The 26,473-nt window shown below is 67.4% G+C and carries 26 protein-coding genes; 10 read left to right on the top strand and 16 right to left on the bottom strand.

Annotation, left to right across the window (positions count from 1 at the left end):
- Nucleotides 1–18: 18 nt before the first annotated feature.
- A complete protein-coding gene (locus ACUXVE_RS11290; RefSeq protein ID WP_445514422.1) occupies nucleotides 19–768 on the bottom strand; it encodes a DUF3426 domain-containing protein in 750 nt (249 codons plus the stop codon).
- A 42-nt stretch (nucleotides 769–810) separates the two neighbouring features.
- Entirely contained in the window at nucleotides 811–1,731 is a 921-nt protein-coding gene (prmA, locus tag ACUXVE_RS11285) for a 50S ribosomal protein L11 methyltransferase (RefSeq protein WP_445514436.1), read from the bottom strand.
- 150 nt (nucleotides 1,732–1,881) lie between these two features.
- Here prmA and ACUXVE_RS11280 point away from each other — a divergent pair, with 150 nt between their 5' ends.
- Both ACUXVE_RS11280 and ACUXVE_RS11275 read left to right on the top strand, forming a co-directional pair.
- The gene (locus ACUXVE_RS11280; RefSeq protein ID WP_445514421.1) at nucleotides 1,882–2,847 is read left to right on the top strand and encodes a hypothetical protein; all 966 of its coding nucleotides are present in this window, start codon (nucleotides 1,882–1,884) and stop codon (nucleotides 2,845–2,847) included.
- Nucleotides 2,844–3,218, top strand: a complete 375-nt coding sequence (locus ACUXVE_RS11275; protein WP_445514420.1) for a hypothetical protein — start codon at nucleotides 2,844–2,846, stop codon at nucleotides 3,216–3,218. The genes ACUXVE_RS11280 and ACUXVE_RS11275 overlap by 4 nt, the downstream gene beginning before the upstream one ends.
- A gap of 147 nt (nucleotides 3,219–3,365) precedes the next feature.
- Here the strand turns inward: ACUXVE_RS11275 and accC are convergent, their stop codons facing one another.
- From accC to aroQ, 4 genes are read right to left on the bottom strand one after another with little or no spacing between them, the layout of a single operon-like run.
- Nucleotides 3,366–4,733 carry an acetyl-CoA carboxylase biotin carboxylase subunit gene (gene accC / locus ACUXVE_RS11270; RefSeq protein WP_025878627.1) on the bottom strand — a complete coding sequence of 456 codons (1,368 nt, stop codon included), beginning with the start codon at nucleotides 4,731–4,733 and terminating at the stop codon, nucleotides 3,366–3,368.
- A gap of 12 nt (nucleotides 4,734–4,745) precedes the next feature.
- Complete coding sequence (accB, locus tag ACUXVE_RS11265; protein WP_025878628.1) at nucleotides 4,746–5,237, bottom strand: acetyl-CoA carboxylase biotin carboxyl carrier protein; 492 nt, start codon at nucleotides 5,235–5,237, stop codon at nucleotides 4,746–4,748.
- A gap of 54 nt (nucleotides 5,238–5,291) precedes the next feature.
- Nucleotides 5,292–5,714: a lysozyme inhibitor LprI family protein gene (locus tag ACUXVE_RS11260; RefSeq protein ID WP_222388278.1), complete on the bottom strand. Its 423-nt coding sequence runs from the start codon at nucleotides 5,712–5,714 to the stop codon at nucleotides 5,292–5,294.
- The gene (gene aroQ / locus ACUXVE_RS11255) at nucleotides 5,711–6,163 is read right to left on the bottom strand and encodes a type II 3-dehydroquinate dehydratase (protein WP_445514419.1); all 453 of its coding nucleotides are present in this window, start codon (nucleotides 6,161–6,163) and stop codon (nucleotides 5,711–5,713) included. The genes ACUXVE_RS11260 and aroQ overlap by 4 nt, the downstream gene beginning before the upstream one ends.
- 387 nt (nucleotides 6,164–6,550) lie before the next feature.
- Between aroQ and ACUXVE_RS11250 the strand changes: the two genes are divergently transcribed.
- Nucleotides 6,551–7,378, top strand: a complete 828-nt coding sequence (locus ACUXVE_RS11250) for an isocitrate lyase/PEP mutase family protein (RefSeq protein ID WP_222388279.1) — start codon at nucleotides 6,551–6,553, stop codon at nucleotides 7,376–7,378.
- 11 nt (nucleotides 7,379–7,389) lie between these two features.
- Here ACUXVE_RS11250 and ACUXVE_RS11245 read toward each other — a convergent pair whose 3' ends face one another.
- The gene (locus ACUXVE_RS11245) at nucleotides 7,390–7,791 is read right to left on the bottom strand and encodes a response regulator (protein ID WP_445514418.1); all 402 of its coding nucleotides are present in this window, start codon (nucleotides 7,789–7,791) and stop codon (nucleotides 7,390–7,392) included.
- Between the two features lie 190 nt (nucleotides 7,792–7,981).
- On the opposite strand from ACUXVE_RS11245, the gene ACUXVE_RS11240 reads away from it, so the two are divergent.
- On the top strand, nucleotides 7,982–8,578 hold the full coding sequence (locus ACUXVE_RS11240) for an NAD(P)H-dependent oxidoreductase (protein ID WP_445514417.1): 597 nt from the start codon (nucleotides 7,982–7,984) through the stop codon (nucleotides 8,576–8,578).
- A 48-nt stretch (nucleotides 8,579–8,626) separates the two neighbouring features.
- Complete coding sequence (locus tag ACUXVE_RS11235) at nucleotides 8,627–9,190, top strand: TetR/AcrR family transcriptional regulator (RefSeq protein WP_445514435.1); 564 nt, start codon at nucleotides 8,627–8,629, stop codon at nucleotides 9,188–9,190.
- A gap of 19 nt (nucleotides 9,191–9,209) precedes the next feature.
- Here the strand turns inward: ACUXVE_RS11235 and ACUXVE_RS11230 are convergent, their stop codons facing one another.
- Together ACUXVE_RS11230 and ACUXVE_RS11225 are read right to left on the bottom strand one after the other, a co-directional pair.
- On the bottom strand, nucleotides 9,210–9,743 hold the full coding sequence (locus ACUXVE_RS11230) for a hypothetical protein (protein WP_445514416.1): 534 nt from the start codon (nucleotides 9,741–9,743) through the stop codon (nucleotides 9,210–9,212).
- Nucleotides 9,744–9,812: 69 nt separating this feature from the next.
- The gene (locus ACUXVE_RS11225; RefSeq protein ID WP_445514415.1) at nucleotides 9,813–10,610 is read right to left on the bottom strand and encodes a D-alanyl-D-alanine carboxypeptidase family protein; all 798 of its coding nucleotides are present in this window, start codon (nucleotides 10,608–10,610) and stop codon (nucleotides 9,813–9,815) included.
- An 84-nt stretch (nucleotides 10,611–10,694) separates the two neighbouring features.
- Between ACUXVE_RS11225 and ACUXVE_RS11220 the strand changes: the two genes are divergently transcribed.
- On the top strand, nucleotides 10,695–11,249 hold the full coding sequence (locus ACUXVE_RS11220; RefSeq protein ID WP_445514414.1) for a GIY-YIG nuclease family protein: 555 nt from the start codon (nucleotides 10,695–10,697) through the stop codon (nucleotides 11,247–11,249).
- A gap of 243 nt (nucleotides 11,250–11,492) precedes the next feature.
- Nucleotides 11,493–12,395: a LysR substrate-binding domain-containing protein gene (locus ACUXVE_RS11215; protein ID WP_445514413.1), complete on the top strand. Its 903-nt coding sequence runs from the start codon at nucleotides 11,493–11,495 to the stop codon at nucleotides 12,393–12,395.
- Between the two features lie 36 nt (nucleotides 12,396–12,431).
- Here the strand turns inward: ACUXVE_RS11215 and ACUXVE_RS11210 are convergent, their stop codons facing one another.
- On the bottom strand, nucleotides 12,432–13,148 hold the full coding sequence (locus ACUXVE_RS11210; RefSeq protein ID WP_222388285.1) for a transporter substrate-binding domain-containing protein: 717 nt from the start codon (nucleotides 13,146–13,148) through the stop codon (nucleotides 12,432–12,434).
- Nucleotides 13,149–13,261: 113 nt separating this feature from the next.
- Between ACUXVE_RS11210 and ACUXVE_RS11205 the strand changes: the two genes are divergently transcribed.
- Nucleotides 13,262–13,633, top strand: coding sequence for a VOC family protein (locus ACUXVE_RS11205; protein ID WP_099785578.1), 372 nt, complete (start codon nucleotides 13,262–13,264; stop codon nucleotides 13,631–13,633).
- A gap of 32 nt (nucleotides 13,634–13,665) precedes the next feature.
- Here ACUXVE_RS11205 and ACUXVE_RS11200 read toward each other — a convergent pair whose 3' ends face one another.
- The gene (locus ACUXVE_RS11200) at nucleotides 13,666–14,499 is read right to left on the bottom strand and encodes an arylamine N-acetyltransferase family protein (protein ID WP_445514412.1); all 834 of its coding nucleotides are present in this window, start codon (nucleotides 14,497–14,499) and stop codon (nucleotides 13,666–13,668) included.
- 202 nt (nucleotides 14,500–14,701) lie between these two features.
- Between ACUXVE_RS11200 and ACUXVE_RS11195 the strand changes: the two genes are divergently transcribed.
- Complete coding sequence (locus ACUXVE_RS11195) at nucleotides 14,702–17,239, top strand: methyl-accepting chemotaxis protein (RefSeq protein WP_445514411.1); 2,538 nt, start codon at nucleotides 14,702–14,704, stop codon at nucleotides 17,237–17,239.
- 86 nt (nucleotides 17,240–17,325) lie between these two features.
- On the opposite strand, the gene ACUXVE_RS11190 is transcribed toward ACUXVE_RS11195, so the two are convergent.
- From ACUXVE_RS11190 to ACUXVE_RS11170, 5 genes are all read right to left on the bottom strand, one after another.
- Complete coding sequence (locus ACUXVE_RS11190; RefSeq protein ID WP_445514410.1) at nucleotides 17,326–19,851, bottom strand: PepSY domain-containing protein; 2,526 nt, start codon at nucleotides 19,849–19,851, stop codon at nucleotides 17,326–17,328.
- A 785-nt stretch (nucleotides 19,852–20,636) separates the two neighbouring features.
- A complete protein-coding gene (locus ACUXVE_RS11185; RefSeq protein ID WP_445514409.1) occupies nucleotides 20,637–21,194 on the bottom strand; it encodes a TlpA family protein disulfide reductase in 558 nt (185 codons plus the stop codon).
- On the bottom strand, nucleotides 21,191–23,581 hold the full coding sequence (locus ACUXVE_RS11180; RefSeq protein WP_445514408.1) for a protein-disulfide reductase DsbD domain-containing protein: 2,391 nt from the start codon (nucleotides 23,579–23,581) through the stop codon (nucleotides 21,191–21,193). Before ACUXVE_RS11180 ends, ACUXVE_RS11185 begins: the two co-directional genes overlap by 4 nt.
- Entirely contained in the window at nucleotides 23,578–23,916 is a 339-nt protein-coding gene (gene cutA / locus ACUXVE_RS11175) for a divalent-cation tolerance protein CutA (RefSeq protein ID WP_032976461.1), read from the bottom strand. Before cutA ends, ACUXVE_RS11180 begins: the two co-directional genes overlap by 4 nt.
- 68 nt (nucleotides 23,917–23,984) lie before the next feature.
- Nucleotides 23,985–25,775 carry an endonuclease gene (locus ACUXVE_RS11170; protein WP_093818133.1) on the bottom strand — a complete coding sequence of 597 codons (1,791 nt, stop codon included), beginning with the start codon at nucleotides 25,773–25,775 and terminating at the stop codon, nucleotides 23,985–23,987.
- A gap of 352 nt (nucleotides 25,776–26,127) precedes the next feature.
- Here ACUXVE_RS11170 and ACUXVE_RS11165 point away from each other — a divergent pair, with 352 nt between their 5' ends.
- Complete coding sequence (locus ACUXVE_RS11165; protein ID WP_025878649.1) at nucleotides 26,128–26,415, top strand: co-chaperone GroES; 288 nt, start codon at nucleotides 26,128–26,130, stop codon at nucleotides 26,413–26,415.
- The last annotated feature ends 58 nt before the right edge of the window (nucleotides 26,416–26,473 follow it).

Raw genomic sequence — 26,473 nt, 5'->3', positions numbered from 1 at the left:
CGGACGGTCAGGTCCAGGTCAAAGGAACTCGAAGGTGAATGCGACCGTGGATGCGGCAGGCTCCTGCACGCGGAAGGCGATGCGGGCGCTTTGACCCGGTTCCAGCGCGGTGGCCCCCGGGTTTTCGCCGAGGTACTGCGCCGGGGTGAACACGCCGGTGCCGATCACCCGACCATCGGCATCGGACAGCGACAAGCGCAGATCCGGCCACGCCTGCGGCCAGCGCGCATCGTTGCGGATGCTGGCCTGGATCTGCAGGACGCCCGCCTGGGTCGGCAACGGGCGGATTTCACGGCTGGTCATCGTCAATGCGGTGGGCTCGCGCCAAGCGGGCAGCTCGCAGCGCAGCACGTTGCACAGCGCACTGATCCACGGCCGGGTACCGGCATCGGCGGCCAACCGTGCACGGTCGGCAAGCACGCTCTGCAGCAACAGCAGCAGCGCCAACCCGGCCACCAGCAGCCAATGCCAGCGAGGGGTGGGCAGCGCCCGCGGGCGCACGCCGAGGAAGCTGGGCGCATCGGCGGCGGTGGCAACGATGCCGGGCTTGGCGGTGAAGTCCGGCTCGATGATTGGATCAGCGGCGGCCACCAGTTCTGTTTCGGTTGCCGCCACGATGTCCGTTGCCGGGTCGATGTCCTCGATCACCGGCACTGCATCGGTCGGCACCGGTTCGCGCGGTTCGGTGGCTTCAGGCGCGGCATCGCGTCCCGGCGCGGTGCGCAGGAACGTGGCCAGGGGGCGACGCGGTGGGTTCGGCTCGGACATGCTCAGGGCGCGGGCTCGGATCCAGCAGTCATTCAACCACGATCAGGCGCGGCGCACGCCGGTGATGCGCATCCAGTCGCCATCCTGGGTGGCCTGCAGGTCGTCGAACCACGCCGCATAGCGCTGCAGCAGTTCGTCTTCCTGGCCATGCAGGATGCCCGACAGGGCGATGCGACCACCGCTGGCGACGCGGGTGGCCAGCAGTTCGGCCAGTGCGTCCAGCGCGGAGGCCAGGATGTTGGCGACCACGATCGGGTAGGTGGCGACCGGTTCGTCCTGCGGCAGGTACACCTGCATGCGTGCCTGTTCGCCGTTGCGTTCGGCATTGTCGGCGGTGGCGATCAACGCCTGCGGGTCATTGTCCACGCCGATGGCCTGGGCGGCACCGAGCTTCAGCGCGGCCAGGGCGAGAATGCCCGAACCACAGCCGAAGTCGAGCACGCGCTGGCCCTGCAGCTGGCCATCAATGGCCAGCTGGTCCAGCCAGCGCAGGCACAGCGCGGTGGTCGGGTGGGTGCCCGAGCCGAAGGCCAGGCCCGGGTCGAGGCGCACGATGGCGGCGTCGGCGGCCTTCGCGGCGTCCGGCAGTTCGTGGTTCCACGGCACGATCCAGGTACGGCTGCCGAAGTCCATCGGCTGGAACTGGTCCAGCCACGCGCGCTCCCAGTCTTCGTCTTCCACGGCGCGGAAGCTGCCGTTGCTCCAGTCCAGCTCCGGGTCGAAGGCTTCCAGCGCGGCCAGCAGCAGCAAGGCGTTGCTGTCGGCCGGGAACAGCGCGCTGAGCACCAGGGTGTCCCACAGCGGCGTCTCGCCCACGCCGGGTTCGAGGATGGCCTGTTCGTTGCTGGTGTCGGCTTCGGCATCAAGCAGGGTCACCGCCAGCGCGCCCACATCCTCCAGCGCATTCTCATAGCGGGGCTGGGTGGCTTCGGTGCAACGCAGGGTCAGTTCCAGGAACGGCATGGCGGTGAGGGCAATCGCGGGAAAGGGGGCCATGCTAGACCATCGGGGCGTCTCCGTATGCCTTGAGATGAACGAAGCCGGTTCAGACAGGCCTCACGGGCCTTGCTAAACTCGGCGCTTTCCTGTGCGCCGTACCGCCGACCGTTGCCGATGGCCTTCGCCCCGACCCTGAAAACCTGGTTGCTCGTCCTGCCGGCCGTGGCCGTGCTGGGCGTGGCCGGTTATCGGGCCAACGGCCACAGCCGGGCCATGGACGCGCACGTCGACGTGCCGCTGGCCGCCCAGGCCGGCGATGCACAGGGCGCGCTGGCACCGGTGATGCCCGAAGCGCTGGCACGCCGCCTCGCGGCTTTCGAACGCGGCACTGCGCTGCCGTCGGGCCTGCCGCTGGATATCCGCGCCGACATCGAAAGTGCCACCGATCTGTACGCCTACGCGCAGCGCCTGCGCGTGCAGGCCGACCAGGGCAACCACGAGGCGCGCTGGATGCTCAGCCGGGTCTACGATTACTGCGCGCAGTACGCCGTTGACCCGGGCGGCTACCGGCTGGACAACAACGTGCTTTCCGGCCTCGGCTTGAGTGCGGCGCCGGAGATGGTGGAGGCGCGCGAACGGGTGGCGCAGCGTTGCGGTGGCTTCGTGCCCGGCGACAAGCTGGGGCCGGCACTGGTGATCGGCGAGCGTCGTCGCGCGGCCCAGCAGGGCAACCTGGCGGCCGAAGCAGCGCTGTTTGCCGAAGGTGAGCCACTGCAGGACAGCGAGCAGTACCGCCGCGACCTGGTTGAACGCGTACGTACCTCGCGCGACCCGGAGGCATACATGGCGATCGCGCCGGGCATGGGACTGCGTGCGGCGGGCGACAAGGCACTGACCGGCATGGTGGCCGGTGAACAGCTGAGTGAACTGGCATGGCGGGTTGCGGCCTGCGAACTCGGTCTTCCCTGTGGAGCCGACAGCGTGCTGGTCAACAGTTTTTGTGCGAATGGAGGGATCTGTTCGCCGGATGGAACGCAGGACTTCCGTGATTTTGTGTATGACGCCGCGGTTTCGCGGCAAGGTGCGGGGAAAATGAAGGAATGGATCAAGCGATTGATTGGCACGAGGGACGGGCGATGAACTACCGTCGATTCCTGCATGGGGCCAAGTTCTGGTTCTGGGTGGTGTTGTTCGTGGCCTATTCGGCCGGTGCGGTAGGCCTGCTGATGATCGACACCTATGAGGACCGCTATCGGCGTCTATCGAAGGTGGAGCTGACCTCGGTGAAGGCACAGGAGGATGTACGCCGTGCCGGCGCCAGCCAGGTTGCCGCCGTGTACCGCGCGCAGAGTGGCGTGCCATTCTCGTCGTTGCCGGCCGGCAGCACCTTCCAGGTGGTCTGGCCCGATGGTTCCAGCGAGACCATGGTGATCGTCGATCCGACCTCACCCAACGGCGTGCGTCCTTTGCCGAACTCGCAGATTCCGGCGACCGCGGCCGACGCGCGCTGACGCCACGCCGGTAGCGCCGGGCGATGCCCGGCGGGTGGGCGGTGGCGATGGAAGGCCGCCGGGCATGGCCCGGCGCTACCGAAAACAAAAAAGAAAAGGGCGGGGAAATCCCCGCCCTTTTCGTGTCCGGCGATGGCACTCTGCCGATCAGGTCAACGCGATCGGCTTGCTCTTGCGCTCGGCAAGGCGCTTTTCCAGGTAATGGATGTTCTGGCCACCGGCCTGGAAGCCCTTGTCGCGCATGATCCGCTGCTGCAGGGCGATGTTGGTCTTGATGCCATCGACCACCATCTCGCTCAGCGCCACCCGCATGCGGGCGATGGCGGTCTCGCGGTCCGGACCGTGCACGATCAGCTTGCCGATCATCGAGTCGTAGTTCGACGGCACGCGGTAGCCACTGTAGATGTGGGTATCGACGCGTACGCCGGGGCCGCCCGGTGCGTGGAAGCCGGTGATGGTGCCCGGGCTCGGCACGAAGGTTTCGGCATCTTCGGCGTTGATGCGGCACTCGATCGCGTGACCGGTCAGCACCACATCGCTCTGCTTGATCGACAGCTTCTGGCCGGCAGCGATCTTCAGCTGTTCGGCGACCAGGTCGATACCGGTGACCATCTCGGTGACCGGATGTTCCACCTGGATGCGGGTGTTCATTTCGATGAAGTAGAAGCGGCCGTCTTCGTACAGGAACTCGAAGGTGCCGGCGCCGCGGTAGCCGATGCGGATGCAGGCTTCCACGCACACCTTGCCGATCTGCTCGCGCTGCTCGGCGGTGATGCCCGGTGCCGGCGCTTCCTCGACCACCTTCTGGTGACGACGCTGCATCGAGCAGTCGCGCTCGCCGAGGTGGATGGCGTTGCCCTGGCCGTCGGCCAGCACCTGGATCTCCACGTGGCGCGGGTTCTCCAGGAACTTCTCCATGTAGACCTCGCCATTGCCGAACGCGGCCTTGGCTTCGCTCTTGGTGGTCTCGATGGAGGTCTTCAGCGAGGCTTCGGCGTGCACCACGCGCATGCCGCGGCCACCGCCGCCGCCGGCCGCCTTGATGATGACCGGGTAGCCGATCTCACGGGCGATCTTGGTGTTGGCGACGATGTCGTCGCCGAGCGGGCCGCCCGAACCGGGCACGCAGGGCACACCGGCCGACTTCATGGCACGGATCGCTTCGACCTTGTCGCCCATCAGGCGGATGGTGTCTGCCTTCGGGCCGATGAAGATGAAGCCGGACTCTTCCACGCGCTCGGCGAAGTTGGCGTTCTCGGACAGGAAGCCGTAACCGGGGTGGATGGCCTGGGCGTCGGTGACCTCGGCCGCGGCGATCAACGCCGGGATGTTGAGGTAGCTTTCCGCCGACGCCGCCGGGCCGATGCAGACCGATTCATCGGCCATGGCCACGTGCTTGAGATTGCGGTCGACCGTGGAGTGCACGGCCACCGTGCGGATGCCCAGGGTGTTGCACGCGCGCAGGATGCGCAGCGCGATTTCCCCTCGGTTGGCGATGACGACTTTGTCGAGCATGGCAGCCGCCCCTTAGCCGATCACGAACAGCGGCTGGTCGAATTCCACCGGCTGGCCGTTCTCGCCGAGGATGGCGACGATGGTGCCCGACGCATCGGCTTCGATCGGGTTGAACATCTTCATCGCTTCGATGATGGCCAGGGTCTCGCCGGCCTTGACCTGCTGGCCGATGCTGACGAACGCCGGCTTGTCCGGTGCGGACGAGGCGTAGAAGGTGCCGACCATCGGCGAGCGCAGCACGTGGCCTTCCGGCAGCGCGTTGCCCGGCTTGGCGGTGCCGCCGGTGGAGGCTTCGGTCGGCGACTGCATCGGCATGGCCGGGGTGGCCGGCTGGGCGGCGGCCGGAGCGGCCATCATCATCTGCGGCGGGGCCTGCATCATGCCGTAGCCGGACACCGGAGCGCGCGACAGGCGCACCGACTCTTCGCCTTCCTTGATTTCGATTTCAGCCAGGTTCGACTCTTCCAGCAGGTCGATCAGCTTCTTGATTTTGCGGAGATCCATGGTGGCCTCTTTGCTCTTTGATGTCAGTGTGGTGGGAAGCGCGTTGCGCTCGGGTCAAAGCAGTTCGTAGAAGTCGCGCAGCTGCCGGGTGCGGTCGCGCGCGAGGGTGATCAGGCAGCGCATCTGCGCGCCGTTGCGGGCGGAGCCGTCGGAGTTGAGGGCATACACCGCTTGGCAGTCGTGGTCGCGCAGCTGCATCCACGCGCGCTGGGCCAGCACCAGTTCCTGTTCGGCGTTGCCGCAGTAGCTGCAGGTGCCGCCGTTGGCCGGCGTGCGCAGCTGCCTGCGTGCCTGGGCATAGACGGTGTTGAGTTCGACGTCGGCGGCCGCTGCCACGTCCGAGGCGCACAGGTCGCTCTCCATCGTGGTGGTCGGATGCGCGCAGTCGATGCCTTCGTCCTTGCGGTCGAACGCGCTGGCAGCGCCGCACAGGCCGGCCCACAGCACAACGCTGGCGAGGACGCGCGACAGGCTCATGACGCGGCGGCAGCCTGCACGCGCGCCAATGCCGCGTCCATCGCATAGCGGTAGCTGTCGGCACCGAAGCCACACACCACGCCCACCGCCTTGTCGCTGAAATAGCTGTGCTGGCGGAAGGGCTCGCGCGTATGCGGGTTGGACAGGTGGATCTCGATGAACGGCACCGCCACCGCCGCCAGCGCATCGCGCAGGGCAACCGAGGTATGGGTGAAGGCGGCCGGGTTGATCAGGATGAAGGCCGTTCCGTCGGTGCGTGCGGCCTGTACACGATCCACCAGGACGTGCTCGGCGTTGGACTGCAGGCTCTCCAGCGCATGACCTGCGGCAGCGGCCTGGGCGTCCAGCGCCTGGTCGATGTCGGCCAGCGTGGTGTGGCCGTAGACCTCCGGCTCGCGGCTGCCGAGCAGGTTGAGGTTGGGGCCATGCAGGACCAGCAGCTTCGCCATGGGATCCGATTGACGGGAAAGGGCGGCAGTCTGGCGGAAGCTGAGGATGCTGTCCAGTTCGGCGAAATTAGTGGTGTTTAAAGCGATCGTTTGAAAGATGCGGTCTTCCGCGTGGTTGCATGGTGTACGTAAGCTGGGACGCTTCCTATAGATAGTAGATAGTGGGAAGCGCGCATGCCCAGCATCCCCTCGGCGTTCGCGGCTTTCCGCGCCCGGTGGCCCCATCTGGCCGGGCGCAGCGCTGGCGTGGCGGGGACGCTGGACAGGACAATGTTGCAGAGCCTGCGCCGCAGACGACAGTGGAACCGGGCCGCGCCGCCGTGAAGCCCGCTGCCAGATGACCACTGCGCGGGCAGCAACCGGGCAAAACGTATCCACCAGGAGTCCGTGATGAGTGCCGACGCCATCCGAAACCGCCGTGCCGCCTTCAGGGCGCTTCATGCCTCCGGTTGCTTCCTGCTGCCCAATCCATGGGACGTGGGCAGTGCGGTGGCGCTGGCGCGGCTGGGTGCCCAGGCACTGGCTACCACCAGTTCCGGCCATGCCTGGGCCCACGGGCAGCCTGACGGGGCGATGGGTCGCAGCGAGATCCTCGCTCATCTGCAGGCGATGGTGGCGGCGACCGATCTACCGGTGAACGCCGACTTCGAAGATGGTTTTGGCCGCAGCCCGGAGGCGGTGCACGAGAGCGTGTCGATGGCGATCGCTACCGGTGTGGCTGGCCTGTCGATCGAGGATTCCAGCGGCGATGCGGACCATCCGCTGCGCAGCATCGAAGACAGCGTGGCCCGGCTGCAGGCCGCGCGCCGTGCCATTGATGAAAGCGCGCACGACGTGATGCTGGTGGGGCGCGCGGAGAACTTCTTCGTCGGGCGACCCGATCTGGACGATACATTGGCCCGCATCCGCGCCTATGCGCAGGCGGGTGCCGACTGTCTGTACGCGCCAGGCATCCGGACCGCAGAGCAGATCCGCGCCGTGGTGGAGGCCGCCCGTGGCAAGCCGGTCAACCTGCTGATCGGTGCGCCCGGCGTGATGACGCTGCAGCAGGCCGCCAGTCTGGGCGTGCGCCGGGTCAGTGTCGGCGGTGCGTTGGCCCGCAGCGCGTGGTCGGGCTTTCTCGACGCCTCCCGGCAGATGCTTGCCAGTGGATCATTCGATGCGCTGCCGGCCACCCCGTCCGGTGCCGAGCTCAACGGGTTGTTCAAGCCGTAGGTGCGTGCAGGCTAGTGCGGCGTCGTCGGCGGGGTGGCCGTCCCGCCGAGCGCTTCGCGCACCGCGCGCTGCAGGCCCTGCACATGGAACGGTTTGGCCAGGAAGGGCGCGCGCCGATGCCGGACCGGCACCAGCTGGTCGTATACCGCTGAAGCGAAAAGGTAGGGGATGCCCAGTTCGAGCAGCCGATCGGCCACAGGGAATACCACGCCATCACGAAGTTCCACGTCCAGCACGGCGCCGTCGAAGTGGCCACTGTCGAGCATGCCCAATGCCTCGAAGACGCTGTTGGCGTGGGCGATTTCGTTGCCTTCGTCGGTCAGGGCCTGTTCCATCAGATCAGCCAGATCGAGCTGGTCTTCCACAAGGAGCAGGCGGGGTAGCGGTGCGGGTCGTTCGTTGTTGCTCTGCATGGTGTGTTGTCGTGCGAATGCTGCGTTGGTCCGGCAAGCATCCGCTTACCGGCATCAAGGCCGTGGCAGCCCGGTGTGGCTGTGATGTGCACAACAGCGACTGCGGCGCGCAACAGCATTCCACCGATGGTGCTGGTGCTGGCTGCAATCGTAGTTACCATTGGTAACTAGTGAACAGCAGAGCCCCATCATGCATACCCATATTGTCGTGGCACATCCTAAACCGGCCTCGCTCACCCACGCGGTCGCCGCGCGGATCGGTGAGGCCATCGCCAACGCCGAAGCCGGCAATACGGTCACCTCGGTGGATCTGATGGCCGAAGGCTTCGATCCACGTTTCAACGCCCAGGACCACGCGTTCTTCCGCAGGACCACGACGCTGCCGGCCGATGTCGCCGCCGAGCACGCCCGGCTGGATGCGGCCGACGCGCTGGTGCTGGTCTACCCGCTCTACTGGTGGTCGTTCCCGGCGCTGCTGAAGGGATGGATCGACCGCGTCTTCACCCAGGGCTGGGCCTATGACGAAGGTGCCGATGGCAAGGTGGAAAAGAAGCTGCAGCGGCTGCAGGTGCATCTGGTCGGGCTGGGCGGCGCGGGCCAGCAGATGATCGACCGGCGTGGCTATGGCGCGGCGATGAAGACCCAGATCGACGAGGGTATCTTCGACTACTGCGGGGCGCCGGTGCTGTCCTCCACGCTGCTGCTGGACGCCGACAGCGGCATGGCCGAAGCGCATCTGCAGACGGCAGTGGACATCGGACGTAAGATCGGAACCCCCGCGCCCTGACGATCTCCCTTGCCTTCCAGACCTGCCGCGCCCGAGCCCCGTCGCCGCCTGACCCGTGAACAGCGCGCCCGGCAGCTGCTGGACGTGGCGTGGGCGCTGGTTGGCGAAGAGGGCACCGATGCGCTGACCCTGGCCCGCCTGGCGGAGGCGGCCGGTGTGACCAAGCCGCTGGCCTACGACCACTTCGAAACCCGCAACGGCCTGCTGGCCGCGCTGTATGCCGACTATGACCAGAAGCAGACGGTGATCTTTGATGAGCGCATCGGCAGTGCGAAGGCCCGGTTGAAGGATCGCGCGCATGCCATCGCCTCGGGCTACATCGATTGTGTGCTGTCGCAGGGCAGCGAGATCCAGGACATTCTCGCCGCGCTGGCCGGATCACCGGAACTGCGTGCGGTACGCCGTTGCTATCAGCAGGATTTCATCGACAAGTGCGCGCAGTGGCTGGGCCCGTTCGCAGTAGGCGAGGCCGTGCCGGCTACCGGGCTGTGGGCCATTCTCGGTGCCGCCGAAACCCTGTCTGAAGCGGTTGCGGCCGGCGCGGTGGAACACATGGCTGCCGAGGCCGAGCTGGAGCGCGTGATCGTCGCCATCGTCAAGCGTGGCAGCTGAATCGTGTGGGCGAAGCGGCCTAGAGTTGCTCGACGCTGACTGATGGCAGTGGCACGTCACGCGGCAGGTCCGGCAACAGCTGTCGCAGCAGCTCCGGCATTGCCTGCATGGCGGCACCATCGATGTAGCGCCACTGCGTACCACCGACCTGCCGGATGGCGACCATGAAGGTGAGGCTTTTCACTGTCTGTGCGTCGGTGGTGAATACCGTGGTCCGCGGCACGAAGCAGACTTCTTCGTCGCCGGCAGCGTAGGTGCCGGTCGGTTCGCCGACATCATCGCTGATGAGCTTCAGGCCCATGTCGCCGAGTGCCTTCATCGCATCGCGCGTGGCCTTCGAATACGCCGCGTCGCCGCCGGCAAAACGCTTCACGCTCGGATGCGTGCGCTCGATCATGGCATCGGTATCGCCACGCGCGAAGGTGGAGAGCAGAGAACGCACATCCTGCTGCAGCGCCTCGGTCTCGGCAGGGCTGAGTTCGCCGGCATGGGTGATTGCAGCGGCGAACATGCAGGACAGCGCAAGCATCCAGCACAACAGGCGTCGATCCATCGGTGGGGGTACTCCTTCGGGCGCTGGACTATAGAGCGCATTACCCGTGGTGTCTGCCCAGCCTGCCGGTCACGCGCGTTGGGCGTCGGCCATTCCGGCGCTGGCGAAGCCTGCATCAAGCTGCGCGCGGACCTGATCATCGCGCGACGCGCGGGAATCAGCGCCCAGCACCACGGTGATCAGGCGCAGTGGCAGGGCGTGCCCAGCGCACCTGCGACGGGCGGTGGCCGCCAGGCAGAAGCCGGCCGCCTGGGTGTAACCGGTCTTCAAACCATCCACGCCGTCTTCGCCCAGCAGCGCGTTCTGGTTGGCCTTGTGCAGGGTTTGGTGCACGAAACTGCGCTGTGCGGTGATCGCCAGCAGATCGGGGTGGCGGGCGAGCAGGTGCGCGGCCAGCATCGCCATGTCGCGTGCGGTCGACAGATGGCCCGCAGTGGTGATGCCGGACGCGGAGATGAAGTGCGTATCGTGCAGGCCCAGCGCTCGCGCGTGATCGTTCATGTGCTGCACGAACGCCGCCTGCGATCCGGCCAGGTGACGGGCCAGGGCGAGCGCGGCATCGTTGCCGGAGACCACCATCAGGCCCTCCAGCAGCCGGCCGAGGACGATGCTTTCACCGGGCACCAGGCCCATCCGTGTTTCATCGTCGGCCACCTCGTGCACGTCGCGCGGATCGATGGTGATCATGTCCGACCACGAACCGCCCGACTGCGCGAGCAGGTCGTACGCGGTGCAGGCGGTCATCAGCTTGGTCAGCGAGGCCGGTGGTCGTCGCAGATCCGCGTGCTGCTGCTGCAGGATGTCGAGCGAGACAGCATCGATCGTGATCGATGACACGGGCGGGCGAGGGGCGTGCGATGAAGACATGGTCGCGCAAGCGTAGCTGGAAGTACGCATGCCGTGGGCATTGCCTGCACATCCTGCGAATACCCGCCACGCGATCCTGTGGAAATGGGTTCCGACATCCGCATCGATGGCCGCGTGTTCGCCTACGTCTTTCCCTGTGCCTGGGAGGACTACGCGAAGATCGGCTTCTCGCGCGATCCGCTGGGCCGGATCAGTGCGCTGCATCGGCGCTGGTTCGAGTTCTTCGATCTGGAAGCAGGCGCGCTGGTCGAGGCGGAATCAGAGCGGGATGCGCGTGACCTGGAACTGCAGTTGCGCCGGCCCTTCAAGCTGCATCGTGCACCGGCACCGATGACGGTGCAGGACAAGGCCGGTGGGCACACCGAATGGGTGCGCGGGGCCAACGCTGCATTGGCCCAAGCTGTGCAAGCGCTGGCGCAGCAGGGCTATCACACCTATCCGCTGCGGCTGTGGCTGCGGGCTGCGATGGTCCAGCGCCTGGACCGGCTGCATGACTGGGCCGCAGTGCAGGTGCCGGAAGAGGAAAGCCTGCGTTCGCCCGTCGGCGTGGCCGCACTGCGCGCCGCCATCGATGCGTATCGCGCGCTCGCTATCGATCCGCAGCCGTGGTTGCCCGAGCACCTGCAGCGCGGGTGGTGACACTGCCCGGGGCGGCCGGGGGGTTGCCCGGACGGGGTGCCCGGCGTGCATCGGGCGCTGCGGGAACGGGACTGGTCAGGCGCTGGGCCAGGGCAACGTTGGTCACATGACCCTGCAGGAACAACAGACCGCTGAAGATGTTCATGATCGTGTCTCCACTTGAGTGGAATGCACGATACGGGCAGCATGGCGGTGCAAAAAGCGACATTTCCGCAAGGTCGACTTGAGAGGAATTCAAGGCTTATGTCCCGCCCGCCGCTACATGCCCTGCAGGGCTTCGTCGCTGCCGCACGCTTGGGCAACCTGTCCCGCGCCGCCGCGTCGATGAACCTGACGGTCAGTGCGCTCAGCCATCAGATGCGCCAGCTCGAGGAACGCCTGGGCCAGCCGCTGCTGATACGGCAGGCACGCGGTGTGGCCTTGACCCTGGAAGGGCAGCGCCTGCTGGATCAGATCGGCCCACACCTGGATGCGATCAACGAAGCCTTCCAGCCCTACGCCGCTCGACCGGAGCATGTGCTCACCCTCAGCGCCGTGCCGTCGATGGCCAGCGCCTGGCTGGTGCCACGCCTGGGCAACTTCGTGGCGGCGCATCCGCAGATCGAAATCAATCTGCAGTCGAGCGAGCGGCTGATCGACTTCGACCGGCAGCTGCAGTTCGATGCAGCGCTGCGGCTGGGCAGCGGACAATGGCCGGGGCTGGTGGTGGAACCGTTGTTCGACGAATGGCTGCTGCCCATGGCCAGCCCGGCACTGATCGAGCGCATGGGCGGCATCGGCCACCTACCGTTGGCACAGTGGCCGCTGCTGGGAGACCCCGACGGCGCGTGGGGCGCATGGTTCGCGCTGACCGGGCAGCGCCCGCCGGCGCGGTACGTGGCGGTGCTGGATGATTCCGAAGCCCACCATCGCGCCGCACTGGGCGGCGTCGGTGTTGCCCTGGGACGGGTGACGCGGGCGCGGCTGCTGCTGGATTCCGGCCAGTTGGTTGCGTTGTCGGACCGGCGCCTGAAAACCGCATGGCCGCATTGGCTGGTGTATCCGCAGCGCTCGGTGCGGCACCGTGGTTTCCTGGCCTTCCGCGAATGGTTGCACGCCCAGGCGGCCGAGCATGTGCGGCACATGCAGGCCGCAGACGCGGGGTAGTGTCACCCGGGCAGGCGCGACGCCATGAAGTGAGCGTCACCGCAACAGCGTGACTGCCTGCCCGGCACGCGCGAAGGCCTCGCCCAGCAGCGGCCCGGCCTTGATCGCCTGCACTTCCGCGAACAGCGCCTGCAACGCCGCTGCGGGCCGTACGATGGGCGCGGCAACCGCTTGCTGGATGACGGTGAAGCGATCGGCCAGCACGCGATGGCCGCGATGTGCCTGCGCCCAGGCCAGCAGGGGCTGGCGTACGCCGGCCGCTGCATCCAGCCGCTGCTGGCCGAACAGGGTGATGGCCGCGGCCGAGGTGTCGGCACGTTCAATCGTCGCGTGCCGCAGCTCACGGCTGAGGAACAGATCGTAGGCGGCGCCGCGTCCCACCGCGATGCGCAGCCCGTTGCGATCAAGGTCTGCAACCCGTTGTGCTGGACTGTCATCGCGCACCAGATAGGTGCCTTCGATCTCCACGTACGGCGCGCTGAAGGCAATGCGGTCGGCACGTGCCGGGTCCACCGCCAGGAAGGCCAGATCCCATGCATCGTCGCTGGCCGCTGCAACCACCGATGCGGCCGCGTCGTGGCAACTGAAGCGTGCCTGCACACCCAGCCGCTGTGCCAGCGCGGTGGCCAGCTCCACCGACGGCCCACGTGGTGAATTGGCGTCGCCCTGGGCCAGCACCGGGTTGCCCAGGTTGATGGCAACGCGCAGGAAGCCCAACGGGGCCAGGGCATGACGGTGATCGGCCAGGGACATGGGCGCTTCCAGTACGGTGGCAGGCTGTCCAGCATGCCAGTCGGGGCCGTATCGTGCCGTGCACAGGGCGGCGATGCTGCCTTTCATCCACCTGCACGCCGAGCACCATCACCATGAATCCCATCCTGCATGTTGAAGTTCCGGTCGCCGATCTCGAACGCGCCGTGATGTTCTACGAGCACTGGCTGCAGGTGCGCATCGAAGCGCCGATCGACCTGCATGACTGTCGGATGGCCTACCTGTCGTTCAACGACGACGCCGCAGGTGCCAGCATGGCGCTGGTACACGGCGCCGACTACGTGCCGTCGGAGCAGGGCCCGCGCATCTACCTGGGCGTGGACGATCTGGATCGGAGCCTGCAGCGTGCCCTGCAGGCCGGCGCGGTGCTGTGCTTTGGCCCGGCCGTGGCCGGTGGCTGGCGGGTGGCCGAGATCCGCGACAGCGAGGGCAACCGGATTGCCTTGCAGGCACCCGTCAACCCATAGCGGCAAGGACGGCAGCCGAACATGGCGCGGCGCTACACGGACGTGGCCCGTGATCGCTGCAGCCAATCGGCGATGGCCGGATCCAACCGCAGATCGTCGGGGAGGCGCATGCCGAAGCCCCGCTGCAGCACCTCGCGCACATCCTGCACATCACGCAGCGGGCGCTTGGCCGGCGCCTGGCCCGGGCGGTATTCGGTGTAGTTGCCGCTGCCGATGGTGCGTCGCCAATCCGGCCCGGTCAGTGATGCACGCAGCTGGCCGGGAAAGCTCGACTGCGGATGCGTGCACACGTACCAGTTGCCTACCTCGTTGTCGATCGGCGCCGGTGGCTGCAGGTCGAAGCGGTACAGCGCCCGCCAGCCGTCCTCCGCCTCGGCGGCGAGCATGAAGTCGCCATCATCCAGCGTCCGCACGCGGTAACGCTCGTGCGGTGTGTCCTGCACTGCGGTCTCGTGCAGGCGCAGCGGTACGGTCGGGGTCAGGCTGCCGAAGCCGGTATCGACCAGCCAATCCTCTTCCTGCAGACGCACCCGCAGGAGCAGATGCGTACGCGCAGTCAGCTCGCCCTCGGTGGCCGACAGCAGCACCCGTGCGCTCAGTGGCTGCGCATCGAAGCCCAAGGCCTGCAGCAGGGCCAGGAACGCGCCATTGAGTTCAAAGCAGTAACCGCCGCGCTGCGCGTGCAGCAGCTTGTGCTGGACGCTGTCCAGGTCGATCGCCACCGCGTCGCGCAGCAGGCTGGTCAGGGTCTCGAACGGCAGCAGGGCGTTGTGGCGCTGCTGCAGCAGGGTCAGCCCGGCCAGGGTGAGCGGGGGCGGGGCATCCAGCTGCAGGCGCTGCAGGTAGCGGGGGACGTCGATGGGCATGGCAGGCATCACGGGCAGGGGCCTCCACTGTGATACCGCAACCGGGGTTGAGGTCAAGCGCATCCCGCCGGTGTCATCCCCCGGTCGCCTGCGGCCGGTACAACAGCGACAACTGCCCGCCGCTCGTGGCAGGAATCAATCCGGGGCTAAAGTTCTTCTGCAACCGGTCGATACAGGTGCGTCCTTCCGCCTGGAGTCTGTCATGCCGGCCGTCGTTCCCCACCTTCGGTCCCTGCGTAGCCGCGTTGCCGGGTTGCGTTCCCGTTTCCCTGGCCTGCTGCGCTGGTTGCAGCCCCATCGGCTGAGCGTCGCCGACAAGCTCAAGGCGACCCTGCTGGTCTGCAGCCTGGGCCTGGTGGCCATCGCCGCCGTGCATGCATGGAGCAGCCATGCGAGCATGCAGGCGGCGCGCGATCAGGCCAGCTACCAGCACGGCAGTGACCGCGTCGCTTCGCTGGCAGCGCGGATGGCCGAGGCCCGGCGCCTGCAGACCCAGTATGCGCGAAGTTTCGACGATACCGACCGCAGCCTGTTGCTGGCCACGCAGCGGATGTTGAAGCAGGATCTGCAGGCGTTGCGTGCAATGCCGATGGATGCGGGTCGGCGCAAGGTGCTGCAGGCGATGACTGAAGCTGTTGATGCATTCTCGCAGGGCATCGCCGCGTTGTTCGAGCGGGTGGATGAGATGGGGCGCGGCGACGCAGGCCTGGCCGCGCAGCTGCAGCAGTCCGCCGACGCGCTGCAGGCACAGGTGGACGCGCTGGAGCGCCCTGCGCTTTCCCTGCATGTGCAGCGGATGCGGCGCCAGGAAGCGCTGCTGCTGCTCGACGGCGATTCCACCCACGCCGATCGTGCCAGCGAAGAAAAGCTGCCCTTCGATCTGGCATTGGCGGGCCTGCCAGCCGAGGTGCAGGAGCACGTGCGCACGGGCATGGAGGCCTACCAGGCCGCGCTGCTGGGCTATACCGCCGCGCGTGTCGGCCTGGATGTGGAAGCACAGTCGCTGCTCGAGACGGCGGCAGCCGTGGGCCCGGCACTGGCCGCATTCCAGCAGGCACAGACTGCGGCACTGGCCCAGGCGCAGCTTCGTCAGCAGTCGGGCGCACGGATGGCCAGCGTGCTGTTCGTGGCCACCCTGCTGCTGGTGGCCGGTGTGCTGATCACCAGCCTGGTGCTGGTCGTCCGCGCGGTGCGTCGACCGATCCAGGACACCCTGCGTTTCGCTGGCGATATCGCCGATGATCGGCTCGACACCACGCTGCGCGTGCACAACGTCAACGATGAGATCGGCCAGCTTGCGCAGTGCCTGGTCGACATGCAGCAACGCCTGCGTGCGCGGATCGAAACCGAGCGCGCGGTTGCGCGCGGCAACACGCGCGTGCGGCAAGCGCTGGACAGCGCGCAGACCGGCTTGATGGTGGTCGACGCGGAAGGGCAGGTGGCCTACGCCAATCCAGCGCTGCTGAAGCTGCTGGATCGTCCTGCAGAGTCGTTGCTTGGCAGCGACGCGGTCCGCCTGCACCCGGTACTGGCGGGGCTGATTGGTGTCCGTCAGCGCGAAGAGCGCGAGATCGGCCACGCCGGCACCCGCTACCAGCTGATCGCCAACGCCATCGTCGAGGACGACCACTTCCTCGGCGTGGCAGTGGAATGGCGCAGCCGCGCGCTGGAGACACTGCTGGAAACCGAAGTGGCGGCACTGGTCGACGCGGCGGCGCATGGCGAGCTGCAGGGACGCATCGTGCTGGAGGGCAAGCAGGGCTTCGTGCGCACGCTGTCGACCAGCATCAATCGCCTGCTGTCCACCTTCGAGGCCAACCTCGGTGATCTGCAGGCGCTGCTGGCCGCACTGGCACGCGGCGACCTGAGCGTGCGCCTGGAGGGCGACCTGCAGGGCGTGTTTGCTCGCATGCGTGACGATGCCAACGCCACCGTCGCGCAGCTGGGCCACATCGTCACCCGCATCCAGCAGGCCACCGTCCGCCTGGATGTGGGGGTGGGTGAAATCGTTGCCGGCCATCACGATCTTTCCCAGCGCACGGAACAGCAGGCCGCCAACCTGGAAGAAACCGCTGCATCGATGCATGAACTGACCGATACCGTCGGCCGCAACGCCGATGCGACGGAGCGCGCCGATGGACTGGTACGTGAGGCCGCCCGGGTTGCCGAGCGCGGCGGCACCGCGGTCGGCCAGGTGGTGGCCACCATGCAGGGCATCAGTGCGGCGTCGCGGCGCATCGGTGACATCATCCAGCTGATCGATGGCATCGCCTTCCAGACCAATATCCTGGCCCTCAACGCGGCAGTGGAGGCCGCGCGTGCAGGCGAGCAGGGCCGAAGTTTCGCGGTGGTGGCGGCCGAAGTGCGCTTGCTGGCCCAGCGCAGTGCCGATGCGGCCAAGCAGATCAAGGGTTTGATCGAGGATTCGATGACGCGGGTCGACCAGGGCAGTGCGCAGGCCAAGCAGGCGGGTACGACGATGGACGAGATCGTCAGCAGCGTGCAGCAGTTGGCCGGCCTGCTGGCCGGTATCCGCAGTGCCTCGCACGAACAGCATGCGGGCATTGCCCAGGTAAACCAGACCGTCGTACAGATGGAGGCCAGCACGCAGCGCAATGCGAGCCTGGTGGAAGAAGCCGGCGCGTCGACTGCGCAGATGCAGACCCAGGTGCGCGCGCTGGCCGAAGCGGTGGCCGCGTTCCGGCTGCAGCCCGAGCGCCGGGCACGGGCTGCAGCGTGATGGCCTGATCGCCTTCGCCGGGCGTGGCCCGGCGCTACCGTTGAAACCCATGAAGGGTAGCGCCGGGCCATGCCCGGCGAACGGATTCAATACACGTCGCGCCGGTAGCGCCCATTCTCCAGCAGCAGCTCCACCCTTTCATCGCCCAGTGCCTCGCGCAGCACCTGGTCCACGCCGTCGGCCATGCCGTGCAGCGATCCACACACATGGATCACTGCACCTCGTGCCAACCAGGCCTGCAGTTCATCGGTCGCAGCGCGCAGTCGGTGCTGTACGTAGCTGCCATCGTCCACATCACGCGAATAGGCCTGATCCAAGCGCAGCAGATGCCCGTCAGCCTGCCACCGGATGATCTCGTCGGCGAACAGGAAATCGTGCGCGCGCTGACGCTCGCCGAACAGCAGCCAGTGGCCGTGCTCGCCCTGGTGCGCGGCTTCGCGCAGCAGGCTGCGCAGGCCGGCGATGCCCGTGCCGTTGCCGATCAGCACCATCGGCGCACCCGGCTGCCGATGGAAGCCGGGGTTGCGATGCACGCGGGCGGCTATCGCACCGTCCATCGGCGCATGCAGGCCCAGCCAGCCCGAGCCCAGGCCGGCGCGGCCCGCTGCGTCGTGGACCAGCCGCACCACCAGCTCCACTTCGCCATCGGCGGCGCATGAGGCGATGGAGTACTCACGCCCAGGCAGTGACGGCAGGCCCGACAACCACAGGCCTGCATCCTGCACCGGCAACGCACGGCCGGGTTCGGGCAGCACGCGTTCGCTGGCCAGTTCCAGCAGGGTCTTGGCAAAGCCATCGATCAGCTGTGGCTGTTGGGGATCCAGGCCATGCGCGCGCAGTACCGCGCTCGCGTGCATCGGGTCGTGGCGGGGCGCGATGTGCAGGATGTCGCCGGCCCGCCAGTCGACATCGGCCGGTGGTGCCAGGCGGATCTTCCAGATCTGGCCGCCGACGCTGCCGGGGTTGAGCAGGGTGCGGCCGAGCAGGCGCCAGTCGTGCATCACCGTGGCGGCCGGCAACACGCTGTCGTCGGTGTCGATGCCAGTGAGTCCGGTCAGCTGCAGCTGCCATTGGCGCAGCGCCTTTACCGAAGCGGCATCAACGTCGATGCGGGCGAACAAGGCTTTCGCGCCCGAGCGCGTCAACCAGTCGTCGATCTGGATGCCGAACCCGCAGAACTGCGCGTACTGGTGATCACCCAGCGCGAGCATGCCGTAGCGCAGCCCGGAAAGATCCGGAAGCTGTGCCAGCAACTGGCGCGCGCTGCGCCGTGCATTGTCCGGTGGTTCGCCATCACCGAAGGTGCTGAGCACGAACAGCGCTTGTGTGGAGGCCTGCAGCTGCGTGGCAGCTACGCGCGCAAGCGGCAGTACCTGCACTCCATGGCCGGCGGCCTGCAGCTGTGCCGCCGCACGCCAGGCCAACTGTTCGGCCAGGCCGCTCTGGCTGGCATGCACCACCAGCCACGGCGTGCCCGCGGCATGGGGTGCTGCTGCCGGCACGCTCTGCCGCAGCACGCGGGCGGCACGCTGGCCGCGGCGGCGGTCCAGGTACAACAGCCAGCCGGTAACGAAGAACAGGCACATGCCCAGGCTGCTGAGCATCACCACGATGCGCCCGGGCATGCCGAAGAAGCTGCCCGAGTGCAGGGCGAACATGCTGGTGGTGAGCTGGCCGCCGGTACCCTGGCGCGCGTAGGGGCGCGCGTCGAGGACCGCGCCGGTGGCCGGGTCGAGCTGCAGCAGGTCGTGTGCGCGGTCGTGATGGCCGCCCCGTTGTGCGGGATCCGCCGACATCACCCGTACGTTGAGGGCTTGACCGGGCTTCTCCGGCAGGCGCAGGTCGATGAAGCCCTGGCGCACGCCGGGCAGTGCGTACAGCGTGGCTTCGACCTCGTGCAGATCCAGGGGCAGATCCGTGGCGACCTTGTGCTTGGCTGGGGGCGCGACACCCAGCAGCTGGGTCAGCCCGTTGCGATACCAGTCGAACGACCACCACAACCCGGTCAGTGCGCTCATCAGGTAGATCAGCAGCACCCAGGTGCCGATCACCGAATGCAGGCTCCACAGGAAGCCCCGGCCCTTGCGCGCCCATTCCACCGCCAGCCAGCTGCGCCAGTGCCACCAGCGGCGTGGCCAGCGCAGGTACAGCCCGGAAAGGGTGAAGAACAACAGCGCGATGGCACAGCTGCCGGTGATCCACGAGCCGCGTTCGCCGGCGACCATGTGGCGGTGCAGGTCCTCGACGAAATCGAAGAAGGCCTGTCCGCGCAGCGCGCTGAAGCGCTCGCCGCTGTAGGGGTCGAAATAGACCCAGTGGTCCTTGCCGCCGGCAAAGCGTGCCACCGATGGCCGCTGGCCGCTGGCATCCACCCGCAGGCGCTGCAGCGGCCGCTCGCTGCCTGCCTGCAGCAACGGCACCAGCTCGCTCAGGGCGAGCGGCTGCTGGTTGTCGGCATGGTGCTCGGAGATCTCGGCGAAGCCGGGATTGGCCGCGCGCAGCAGTTCATCCTCGAACGACAGGACTGCACCACTCAGGCCCATCACGGCCAGGATGGCACCTGCGCTGATGCCCAGCAGCCAGTGCAGTTGGAACAGGACGTTCTTGAACATCGGGATCGAGGGCCGTCGAGGCTGCCGCCCGCATCCTGCGCAACAGCAAATGAGAATTAATCTCGTAATTCTCCGGGTCGCGGGCCGCTGCGGTCAAGGTGGGTTTGCCGGCAGGGCTGCGCCCTGCACCCGCCGAAGCGGTAGTGCCGGCCGCTGGCCGGCAACCTCAACAGCAATAGCAACAGCAACAGCAACAGCAACAGCAACAGCAACAGCAGAAGCTGGGTTCCTGAGAGTGGGCGGGGTGGGTCCGGTTGCGGGGGCCGCTGCAAGTACGTCCATGTAAGCTCGGTCGCCGCATCCATGCGGCTCACGCCCCCGCAACCGGACCCACCCCGCCTTCGACAGTTGTCCGCGACCTGTCGGGACGGCGTTCTGTGATGCTCTTGGTGGGTGTCGGCCTTGGTCGACACGTAGATCCACGCCACGCGTGGATGCTCTTCGTTCAATTGTCGAGATATTCGATTCCGATGAAGATTCATCCACGCACGAGGTGGATCCATCAGACACCGGAAATCTGTCAGAGGTGGGGCGGTGTCGGAGTGCGGGGTGTCAGCTGCATGGGCCCGAGGCATGCCTCGGGCGGGCTGGGCAGGAGCCCAACCCCGGTCTTGCCGTGTGCGCAGGACAGCGCACACGAGCAAGCCGCGGCCAAGCCTACAAGGACGTACTTGCGGCGTCCCCGCAGTCCGACACCGCCCCGCCATCCCACGGAAGCCCGCTGTCGCTGTTGCTGTAGCTGTTGCTTGAAAGCATCTGCAGGTGCAGGGCGCAGCCCTGCCGACCTACTTCGCCCAGCCTTCGATTTCGCCGTGCGCGAACGGTCCGAGCTTGGCCTTCACCATCCGTCCCTGCGCGTCGAACAGCACGCTGTAGGGCAGCAGGCCCTGCGCGTTGCCCAACTGCACGCTGGCATCGCGTGGGCCGGGGGTATCGAGCACGATGGGATAGTCCACCGGCACCCGCTTCAGGAAATCGCGCACGCCGTCCGGCGTATCCAGTGCCAGGCCCAACACCTGCACGCCGTGTGCGCCCTGGCCCTCGGCAAAGCGGGCCAGTTCGGGCATCTCTTCCACGCAGGGGCCGCACCAGCTGGCCCACACATTGACCAGCAATGGGTGGCCCTTGAAGCGTTCACGGATATCCAGCGCGTGACCTTCAGCGTCGGCAAGCACCAGCGGCGGCAGCGGATCACCGGGCCGCAGCATCGGCAGCGCCGGTGGCGCTGCGGCAGGCGCTGCGGCTCCCGTCGCCGGCGCCGGCGCCAGCCGATTGCCGGCCCACAGGCCAAGACCGGCAGCCAGCACTGCTGTCCACAGCAGCGCTGGCCGTTGCCACTTCATCGCGCGGTGCGCAGCAGCGCTTCTTCCACCAGCGCCTGCGTCAGCAGGGTCGGCAGCACCGTCGGCGGGGCGCCGGGGCCGTACACCACGTACAGCGGCACGCCCACGGCCTTGTGCTCATCCAGGAACGCGGTGATCTGCGGGTCGACATTGGTGTAGTCGCCACGCATGTACACCGCGTTGGTGCGCTTGAGCAGTTCCTTGAACTCCGGGCGCGACAGCACCGCGCGCTCGTTGGCCTTGCAGCTCACGCACCAGTCGGCGGTCATGTTGACGAACACCACGCGGTTGTCGGCGCGCAGGCGGTCCAGCATCTGCGGCGAATAATCCACCACGTTCTCGCTGCTCGCCTGCGCGGCACGCGCCGGCGGTGCCAGCTGGGTCACGCCCCATACCGGTACCAGCGCGGCGATCACCAGCAGCACGCCCAGCAGCCCGGCCGCGCGCTGGCTGCGCCAGCGGCTGCGCTCGAACAGCCACAGGCCGCCGGTGAGCAGCAGCAGGCCACCCAGCGCCAGCGCCATGCCATCCACGCCGCGCTGCTTGCCCAGCACCCACAGCAGCCACAACGCGGCGGCGTACATCGGGAAGGCCAGCACGTGCTTGAGGGTTTCCATCCACGGGCCCGGCTTGGGCAGGCGACGGGCCAGCGCCGGCACTAAGCCGATCAGCAGGAACGGCAGGGCCAGGCCCAGGCCGAGGAACAGGAACACCAGCATCGCCGCTACCGGCGGTGCAACGAATGCATAGGCCACCGCCGGGCCGAAGAACGGCCCCACGCACGCACTGCCGACCACGCAGGCCAGCACGCCGGTGAAGAAATCGCCGGCCGGGCCACTGCGTCGCGCCAGCGACTGGCCGAAGTTGCCGATGCCGCCGCCCATGGTGAACACGCCGGACAGGCTCAGGCCCACCGCGAACATGATGTAGGCCAACGCCGCGACCACGCCGGGATGCTGCAGCTGGAAACCGATGCCGACCGCATTGCCAAGCATGCGCAGGCCGACCATCAACGCGCCGATCACCGCAAAGGCAACCAGCACGCCCAGCGTGTACCACATGGCATGGCTGCGGGCGCGCTCGGCGCTTTCACCGCTCTGCGCCAGGCTCAGCACTTTCAGCGACAGGATCGGCAGCACGCAGGGCATCAGATTCAGCACCAGGCCACCGCCCAGTGCCAGCAGCAGTACCCACAGCAGCGAGCTGTCGGTTTTCGGTACGCGGCTCGGAGCCTTGGTACGCAGCGCATTGTCCTGCTGCGCGTCGGCGGCGAAGGCATCGCGCGAGCCGCTGCTGGCGTCGGCACCACCCGTGGCGGCCGGCGCGTCGTTGGGCACGGTCGGAAGCAGGCGCAGCGGTGTGCCGTTGGCGCCCTCGCGGGTGCCGGCAGTGGCCGAAGCCGGCAGCGAACGAATCACTTCGTCGCGTGCGGCAGGTGCATCACTGGTGGCGTTGGCCTTGCCGGCGGGGATCGACAACTTCACCCGGCGGGTCATCGGCGGGTAGCAGATGCCATCGGTCTGGCAACCCTGGAAGGTCACCACCAGCGTGCTGTCGACCGCCTCGGCGCGGCTGCGGCGCAGCGGCACCGGCACTTCCACCTGGTTGAAATAGACCGCCACATCACCGAAGTGCTCGTCGCGGTGCGACTGCGCCGCCGGCCAGCGCGGCTTGTCGGCCAGTACCCCGGCGCTGCCTTCCAGCTTCAGCGAGGTGCGGTCGCGATACAGGTAATAGCCCGGTGCCGGGCTGAAGCGCAGCAGCAGGGTGTTGCCATCGCTGGCGATGGCATCGAAGCCGAACGCCTGTTCCGAGGGCAGCGGCAATGCCTGGCTGTTGCTGGTGCCCGGCAACCGCAGGCCACCGCCACCGCCGGCGCCCGCCAGTGGGTTGTTGAACGCACTGGCGCCGGTGGCGCGTGCGATCGGCAGCGTGGCCGCCGCACCGCCTGCACCAGGCAGGGTCACCTGCACCACGCGCTTCTGCGGCGGGTAGCACACACCGGCATCGGCGCAGCCCTGGTAACGCACTTCCAGGCTGATGGTGCCGGCGGCATCGGTGGGCGCGCCGGGCAGGGTGGCCTGCAGGCGCTCGCGGTAGGTCTCCACCTCACCGAAGAAATCGTCGTGGTGCTTCTTGCCTGCGGGCATCTGCAGCGCGGCGGCGTTGAACGCCGGATCGGCCTTCACCGTGGTGCGGTGGCGATACAGGTAATAGCCGGGGGCGATCTTGAACTGCAGTTGGATCTGGCCACGCTCGGGCGCGCTGGCGGTCAGCGCGAACGCCTGGTCCACCGGCAGCAGATCCTTCTCATCCAGCGCGAAGGCCGGCAATGAAAGCCACAACAGAGCGCACAAGGCGGCGCCACGCGCAAACAGAGTCTTCAATCAGTGTCCTCCCGGGTCTGTGCCCGGATCCAGTCCAGATAGGCCGGCAGGCCGGCCCGGGTTTCGACCGCGATGCACTCCGGGAGTTCATACGGATGCAGTTCGACGATCCGGGCGATGGCTTCATCGACACGGCTTGCGGTGGTCTTCACCAGCAGCTGCAGCTCGGTGTCGGTGGTGACCTCACCCTGCCAGCGGTAGGTCGACTGTGCGCCGTCCAGGCGGGTCACGCAGGCAGCCAGGTGCTCGGCGACCAGCGCATGCGCGATGCGCTCGGCACTGGCCCGGTCCGGGCAGGTGGTCAACAGCAGCAGGACGGGATCGACGGTCGACATGACCGTCGAGTATAGGGCCGTCGCCGGGGCAGGGCCCGGCGACGGCAGTGGACCGCAGCGTTGCGCGGTCAGTTGGCCAGCTGGCAGGTGGCCGGCCTGGCCGAGGTGAACAGGCCCGGGGTGGCCCACTCGGGGTGGTCGATGAACGGGTTGCGGTTGCCTTGGAACGAGTAGATCACGTCATTACGTGCCTGCTCGGCGGCATCCGGCGGATCGGACAGGTGCCAGTCGATCAGGGTCGACAGCAGGCCCATGTAGGCCGGCGAGCTGCTGGTCTTGACGATCTTGCTGCGGTCGTCGGTCAGTTCCAGGTCCGGTTCGGACTGGCCGGTGGCCGCATCCTTGCCACCTTCATAGCGGATGGCCATGTACATCACCGCCCGTGCCATGTCGCCCTTGCGATGGCCCCACACCTCGAAGGTTCCGGCATTGCCATCCGGTGTGCGTACCCAGTTCGAATTGCCCGGGTAACCACCGCTGCCACCGCCGTGGCCGTTGTTGGCTTCGGTGGCACGCTCGCCGCAGTTGGCATCGCACTTGCCGAACGGCTTGTTGCCGCGGTCGGCATTCCACTGTGCGTCGGTCAGGTACAGCATGTGGGTATCGGTGTAGGGCGCGTACGGCAGGCCCTTGTCGCCGGTGGTGCTGGCAAAGCCCAGCGAGTTCGGCCAGGTGTGCTCGCGGTTGTACTTCAGGCCGCTGCCACTGCCTGCACGGTCGGTCACCTTGGCGAAGCTGTGGTTGCGGTAGGCATCGAGGATCCGGCCGCTGTTGTTCGGATCTTCGTCGGCGATCTCCAGGATGGTCCAGGTGCTGGTGCCCGAGCCACTGTACGGGTACGCGGTGTGGCCCTTGATGGTGGCGTGCAGCGAGCAGCGCAGCTGGCTGGGGCTGCTGGTGTTGACCTTCGAGTAGTAACCGGCCGGTCCGCCGGGATTGCCCGGGTCCGGATTGCCGGTGGTGGTGGCCACGGTGAAGGCGATGCGGCTGTCGGTCGCTGGGCGGGCACCCTGCGCATCGGTGATGCGTGCGGCACGGATGTCGAAGCGGCAGGCTTCACCGGCGACCAGCGCGGTGTTGGTCGACAGCTTCACGCTCTTGCCGCTGGCCGGCCAGGTCAGCGGCACGCTGCCCGAAGTGCCGCAGGTCAGTGCGAAGGCGCCGCTGGCGAGGTTGACCGTCTCGCTGAACACCACTTCCAGGTCGGCGGCGGCAGGGAAGGTGCTGCTGCCCTGTGCCGGCGTGGTGGTGGACACCGACGGCGGCGTGTTCGGGCCCGGGGTGCCGCCGCCGCTGAAGGTCTGGTTGTTGTTGCAGCTGCCGAAGGTCTGCCTGGCCGATTCGGCCCAGGTGAAGTGCGCGTACTGGCTGCCGCTGCCGGTCAGCTGCAGCGAGGTGCCCGCTGCGGTGCTGTTGGTTTCGGCAACCGGAATGTTCTGGCTGGTCATGCCGGCGGCGGGGCCACCGGAAGCGGTGATCGCGCCCTCGTAGCTGAGGAACTGGACCACCTTGCCGCTGGCGTCGACCAGGGCGATGCCGTCGTTGGCACCGTTCTGCAGGCCGTTGCTGGGGTAGGTGACCACCGCCAGGGTGGCGCTGCCGCAGCTGGCCGCGGTTCCGGCCGGCACCGCGTTGTTGGCGTAGACCGTGGCGGCCGACGGGTTGCTGCCGTTGTAGAGGTACAGGCGGTAGCCGGACAGGTCCTCGCCGGCGGTGGCGACCACTTCGATGGCTTCGCCGACGTCACCGGCAGCGGTGCTGTCGTCGTAGTGCAGTTCGTTGATGAAGACCTCGGCCTGGGCCGGCGCTGCAGCCAGGGCCAGCAGGCAGGCGGCGGCGAGCGGGGACAGCAATCGCATCGACTACTCCTTGTGATTGGGAATGCCGGGCCACCCTAAAGCCGATCCGGTGACACTTTGTCGTAAATGAACGCCAGATATCTGACAGTGCGACGGCGGTCACCAAATGGTGGCCAATTCCCCCTTGGCTTGCCGCGACGCATCCCTATAAAGGCGTCCGCGCAGGGATGGTGTGCCGCCGGTCCGCCGGGAAAAATTTCGGGGGCAGGCCTTGAAAGGGCTCCTGAGGTCTCCATCTTTGTCGTGCTCCCGACCTGTCGGGCTTTTTCACGCGCGTTGCTGGCAGTCGCCTGGTGCGAGTGCTAACATCGCCGGACTTTTTCAGACCAATCAATAACTTAAGAGGTCCCACATGAGCATCAAGCCGCTGCACGACCGCGTTGTGGTCAAGCCGATCGAAGCCGACGAAGTTTCCGCCGGTGGCATCCTGATCCCGGACTCCGCCAAGGAAAAGTCCACCAAGGGTGAAGTCGTGGCCGTGGGCCCGGGCAAGCCGCTGGACAACGGCAACGTGCGCGCTCCGTCGCTGAAGGTCGGTGACAAGGTCATCTACGGCCAGTACGCCGGCAGCTCGTACAAGAGCGAAGGCGTCGAGTACAAGGTCCTGCGCGAAGACGACGTGCTCGCCGTCATCGGCTGAGCGTCGGCGCGACCTGCTTCATCCCCTGATTCCAACACCCAGCCGCCGGGCATGGCCC

The organism is Stenotrophomonas sp. 3(2025), from assembly GCF_052665395.1.
This window is presented reverse-complemented; position numbering and strand designations above follow the sequence as displayed.

What these genes read in the sequence shown, in the direction of transcription:
- ACUXVE_RS11290 (WP_445514422.1), bottom strand. Translation starts at nt 768, where the DNA reads ATGTCCGAGCCGAACCCACCGCGTCGCCCCCTGGCCACGTTCCTGCGC.
- prmA (WP_445514436.1), bottom strand. Translation starts at nt 1,731, where the DNA reads ATGCCGTTCCTGGAACTGACCCTGCGTTGCACCGAAGCCACCCAGCCC.
- ACUXVE_RS11280 (WP_445514421.1), top strand. Translation starts at nt 1,882, where the DNA reads ATGGCCTTCGCCCCGACCCTGAAAACCTGGTTGCTCGTCCTGCCGGCC.
- ACUXVE_RS11275 (WP_445514420.1), top strand. Translation starts at nt 2,844, where the DNA reads ATGAACTACCGTCGATTCCTGCATGGGGCCAAGTTCTGGTTCTGGGTG.
- accC (WP_025878627.1), bottom strand. Translation starts at nt 4,733, where the DNA reads ATGCTCGACAAAGTCGTCATCGCCAACCGAGGGGAAATCGCGCTGCGC.
- accB (WP_025878628.1), bottom strand. Translation starts at nt 5,237, where the DNA reads ATGGATCTCCGCAAAATCAAGAAGCTGATCGACCTGCTGGAAGAGTCG.
- ACUXVE_RS11260 (WP_222388278.1), bottom strand. Translation starts at nt 5,714, where the DNA reads ATGAGCCTGTCGCGCGTCCTCGCCAGCGTTGTGCTGTGGGCCGGCCTG.
- aroQ (WP_445514419.1), bottom strand. Translation starts at nt 6,163, where the DNA reads ATGGCGAAGCTGCTGGTCCTGCATGGCCCCAACCTCAACCTGCTCGGC.
- ACUXVE_RS11245 (WP_445514418.1), bottom strand. Translation starts at nt 7,791, where the DNA reads ATGCAGAGCAACAACGAACGACCCGCACCGCTACCCCGCCTGCTCCTT.
- ACUXVE_RS11240 (WP_445514417.1), top strand. Translation starts at nt 7,982, where the DNA reads ATGCATACCCATATTGTCGTGGCACATCCTAAACCGGCCTCGCTCACC.
- ACUXVE_RS11230 (WP_445514416.1), bottom strand. Translation starts at nt 9,743, where the DNA reads ATGGATCGACGCCTGTTGTGCTGGATGCTTGCGCTGTCCTGCATGTTC.
- ACUXVE_RS11225 (WP_445514415.1), bottom strand. Translation starts at nt 10,610, where the DNA reads ATGTCTTCATCGCACGCCCCTCGCCCGCCCGTGTCATCGATCACGATC.
- ACUXVE_RS11220 (WP_445514414.1), top strand. Translation starts at nt 10,695, where the DNA reads ATGGGTTCCGACATCCGCATCGATGGCCGCGTGTTCGCCTACGTCTTT.
- ACUXVE_RS11215 (WP_445514413.1), top strand. Translation starts at nt 11,493, where the DNA reads ATGTCCCGCCCGCCGCTACATGCCCTGCAGGGCTTCGTCGCTGCCGCA.
- ACUXVE_RS11210 (WP_222388285.1), bottom strand. Translation starts at nt 13,148, where the DNA reads ATGTCCCTGGCCGATCACCGTCATGCCCTGGCCCCGTTGGGCTTCCTG.
- ACUXVE_RS11205 (WP_099785578.1), top strand. Translation starts at nt 13,262, where the DNA reads ATGAATCCCATCCTGCATGTTGAAGTTCCGGTCGCCGATCTCGAACGC.
- ACUXVE_RS11200 (WP_445514412.1), bottom strand. Translation starts at nt 14,499, where the DNA reads ATGCCCATCGACGTCCCCCGCTACCTGCAGCGCCTGCAGCTGGATGCC.
- ACUXVE_RS11195 (WP_445514411.1), top strand. Translation starts at nt 14,702, where the DNA reads ATGCCGGCCGTCGTTCCCCACCTTCGGTCCCTGCGTAGCCGCGTTGCC.
- ACUXVE_RS11190 (WP_445514410.1), bottom strand. Translation starts at nt 19,851, where the DNA reads ATGTTCAAGAACGTCCTGTTCCAACTGCACTGGCTGCTGGGCATCAGC.
- ACUXVE_RS11185 (WP_445514409.1), bottom strand. Translation starts at nt 21,194, where the DNA reads ATGAAGTGGCAACGGCCAGCGCTGCTGTGGACAGCAGTGCTGGCTGCC.
- cutA (WP_032976461.1), bottom strand. Translation starts at nt 23,916, where the DNA reads ATGTCGACCGTCGATCCCGTCCTGCTGCTGTTGACCACCTGCCCGGAC.
- ACUXVE_RS11170 (WP_093818133.1), bottom strand. Translation starts at nt 25,775, where the DNA reads ATGCGATTGCTGTCCCCGCTCGCCGCCGCCTGCCTGCTGGCCCTGGCT.
- ACUXVE_RS11165 (WP_025878649.1), top strand. Translation starts at nt 26,128, where the DNA reads ATGAGCATCAAGCCGCTGCACGACCGCGTTGTGGTCAAGCCGATCGAA.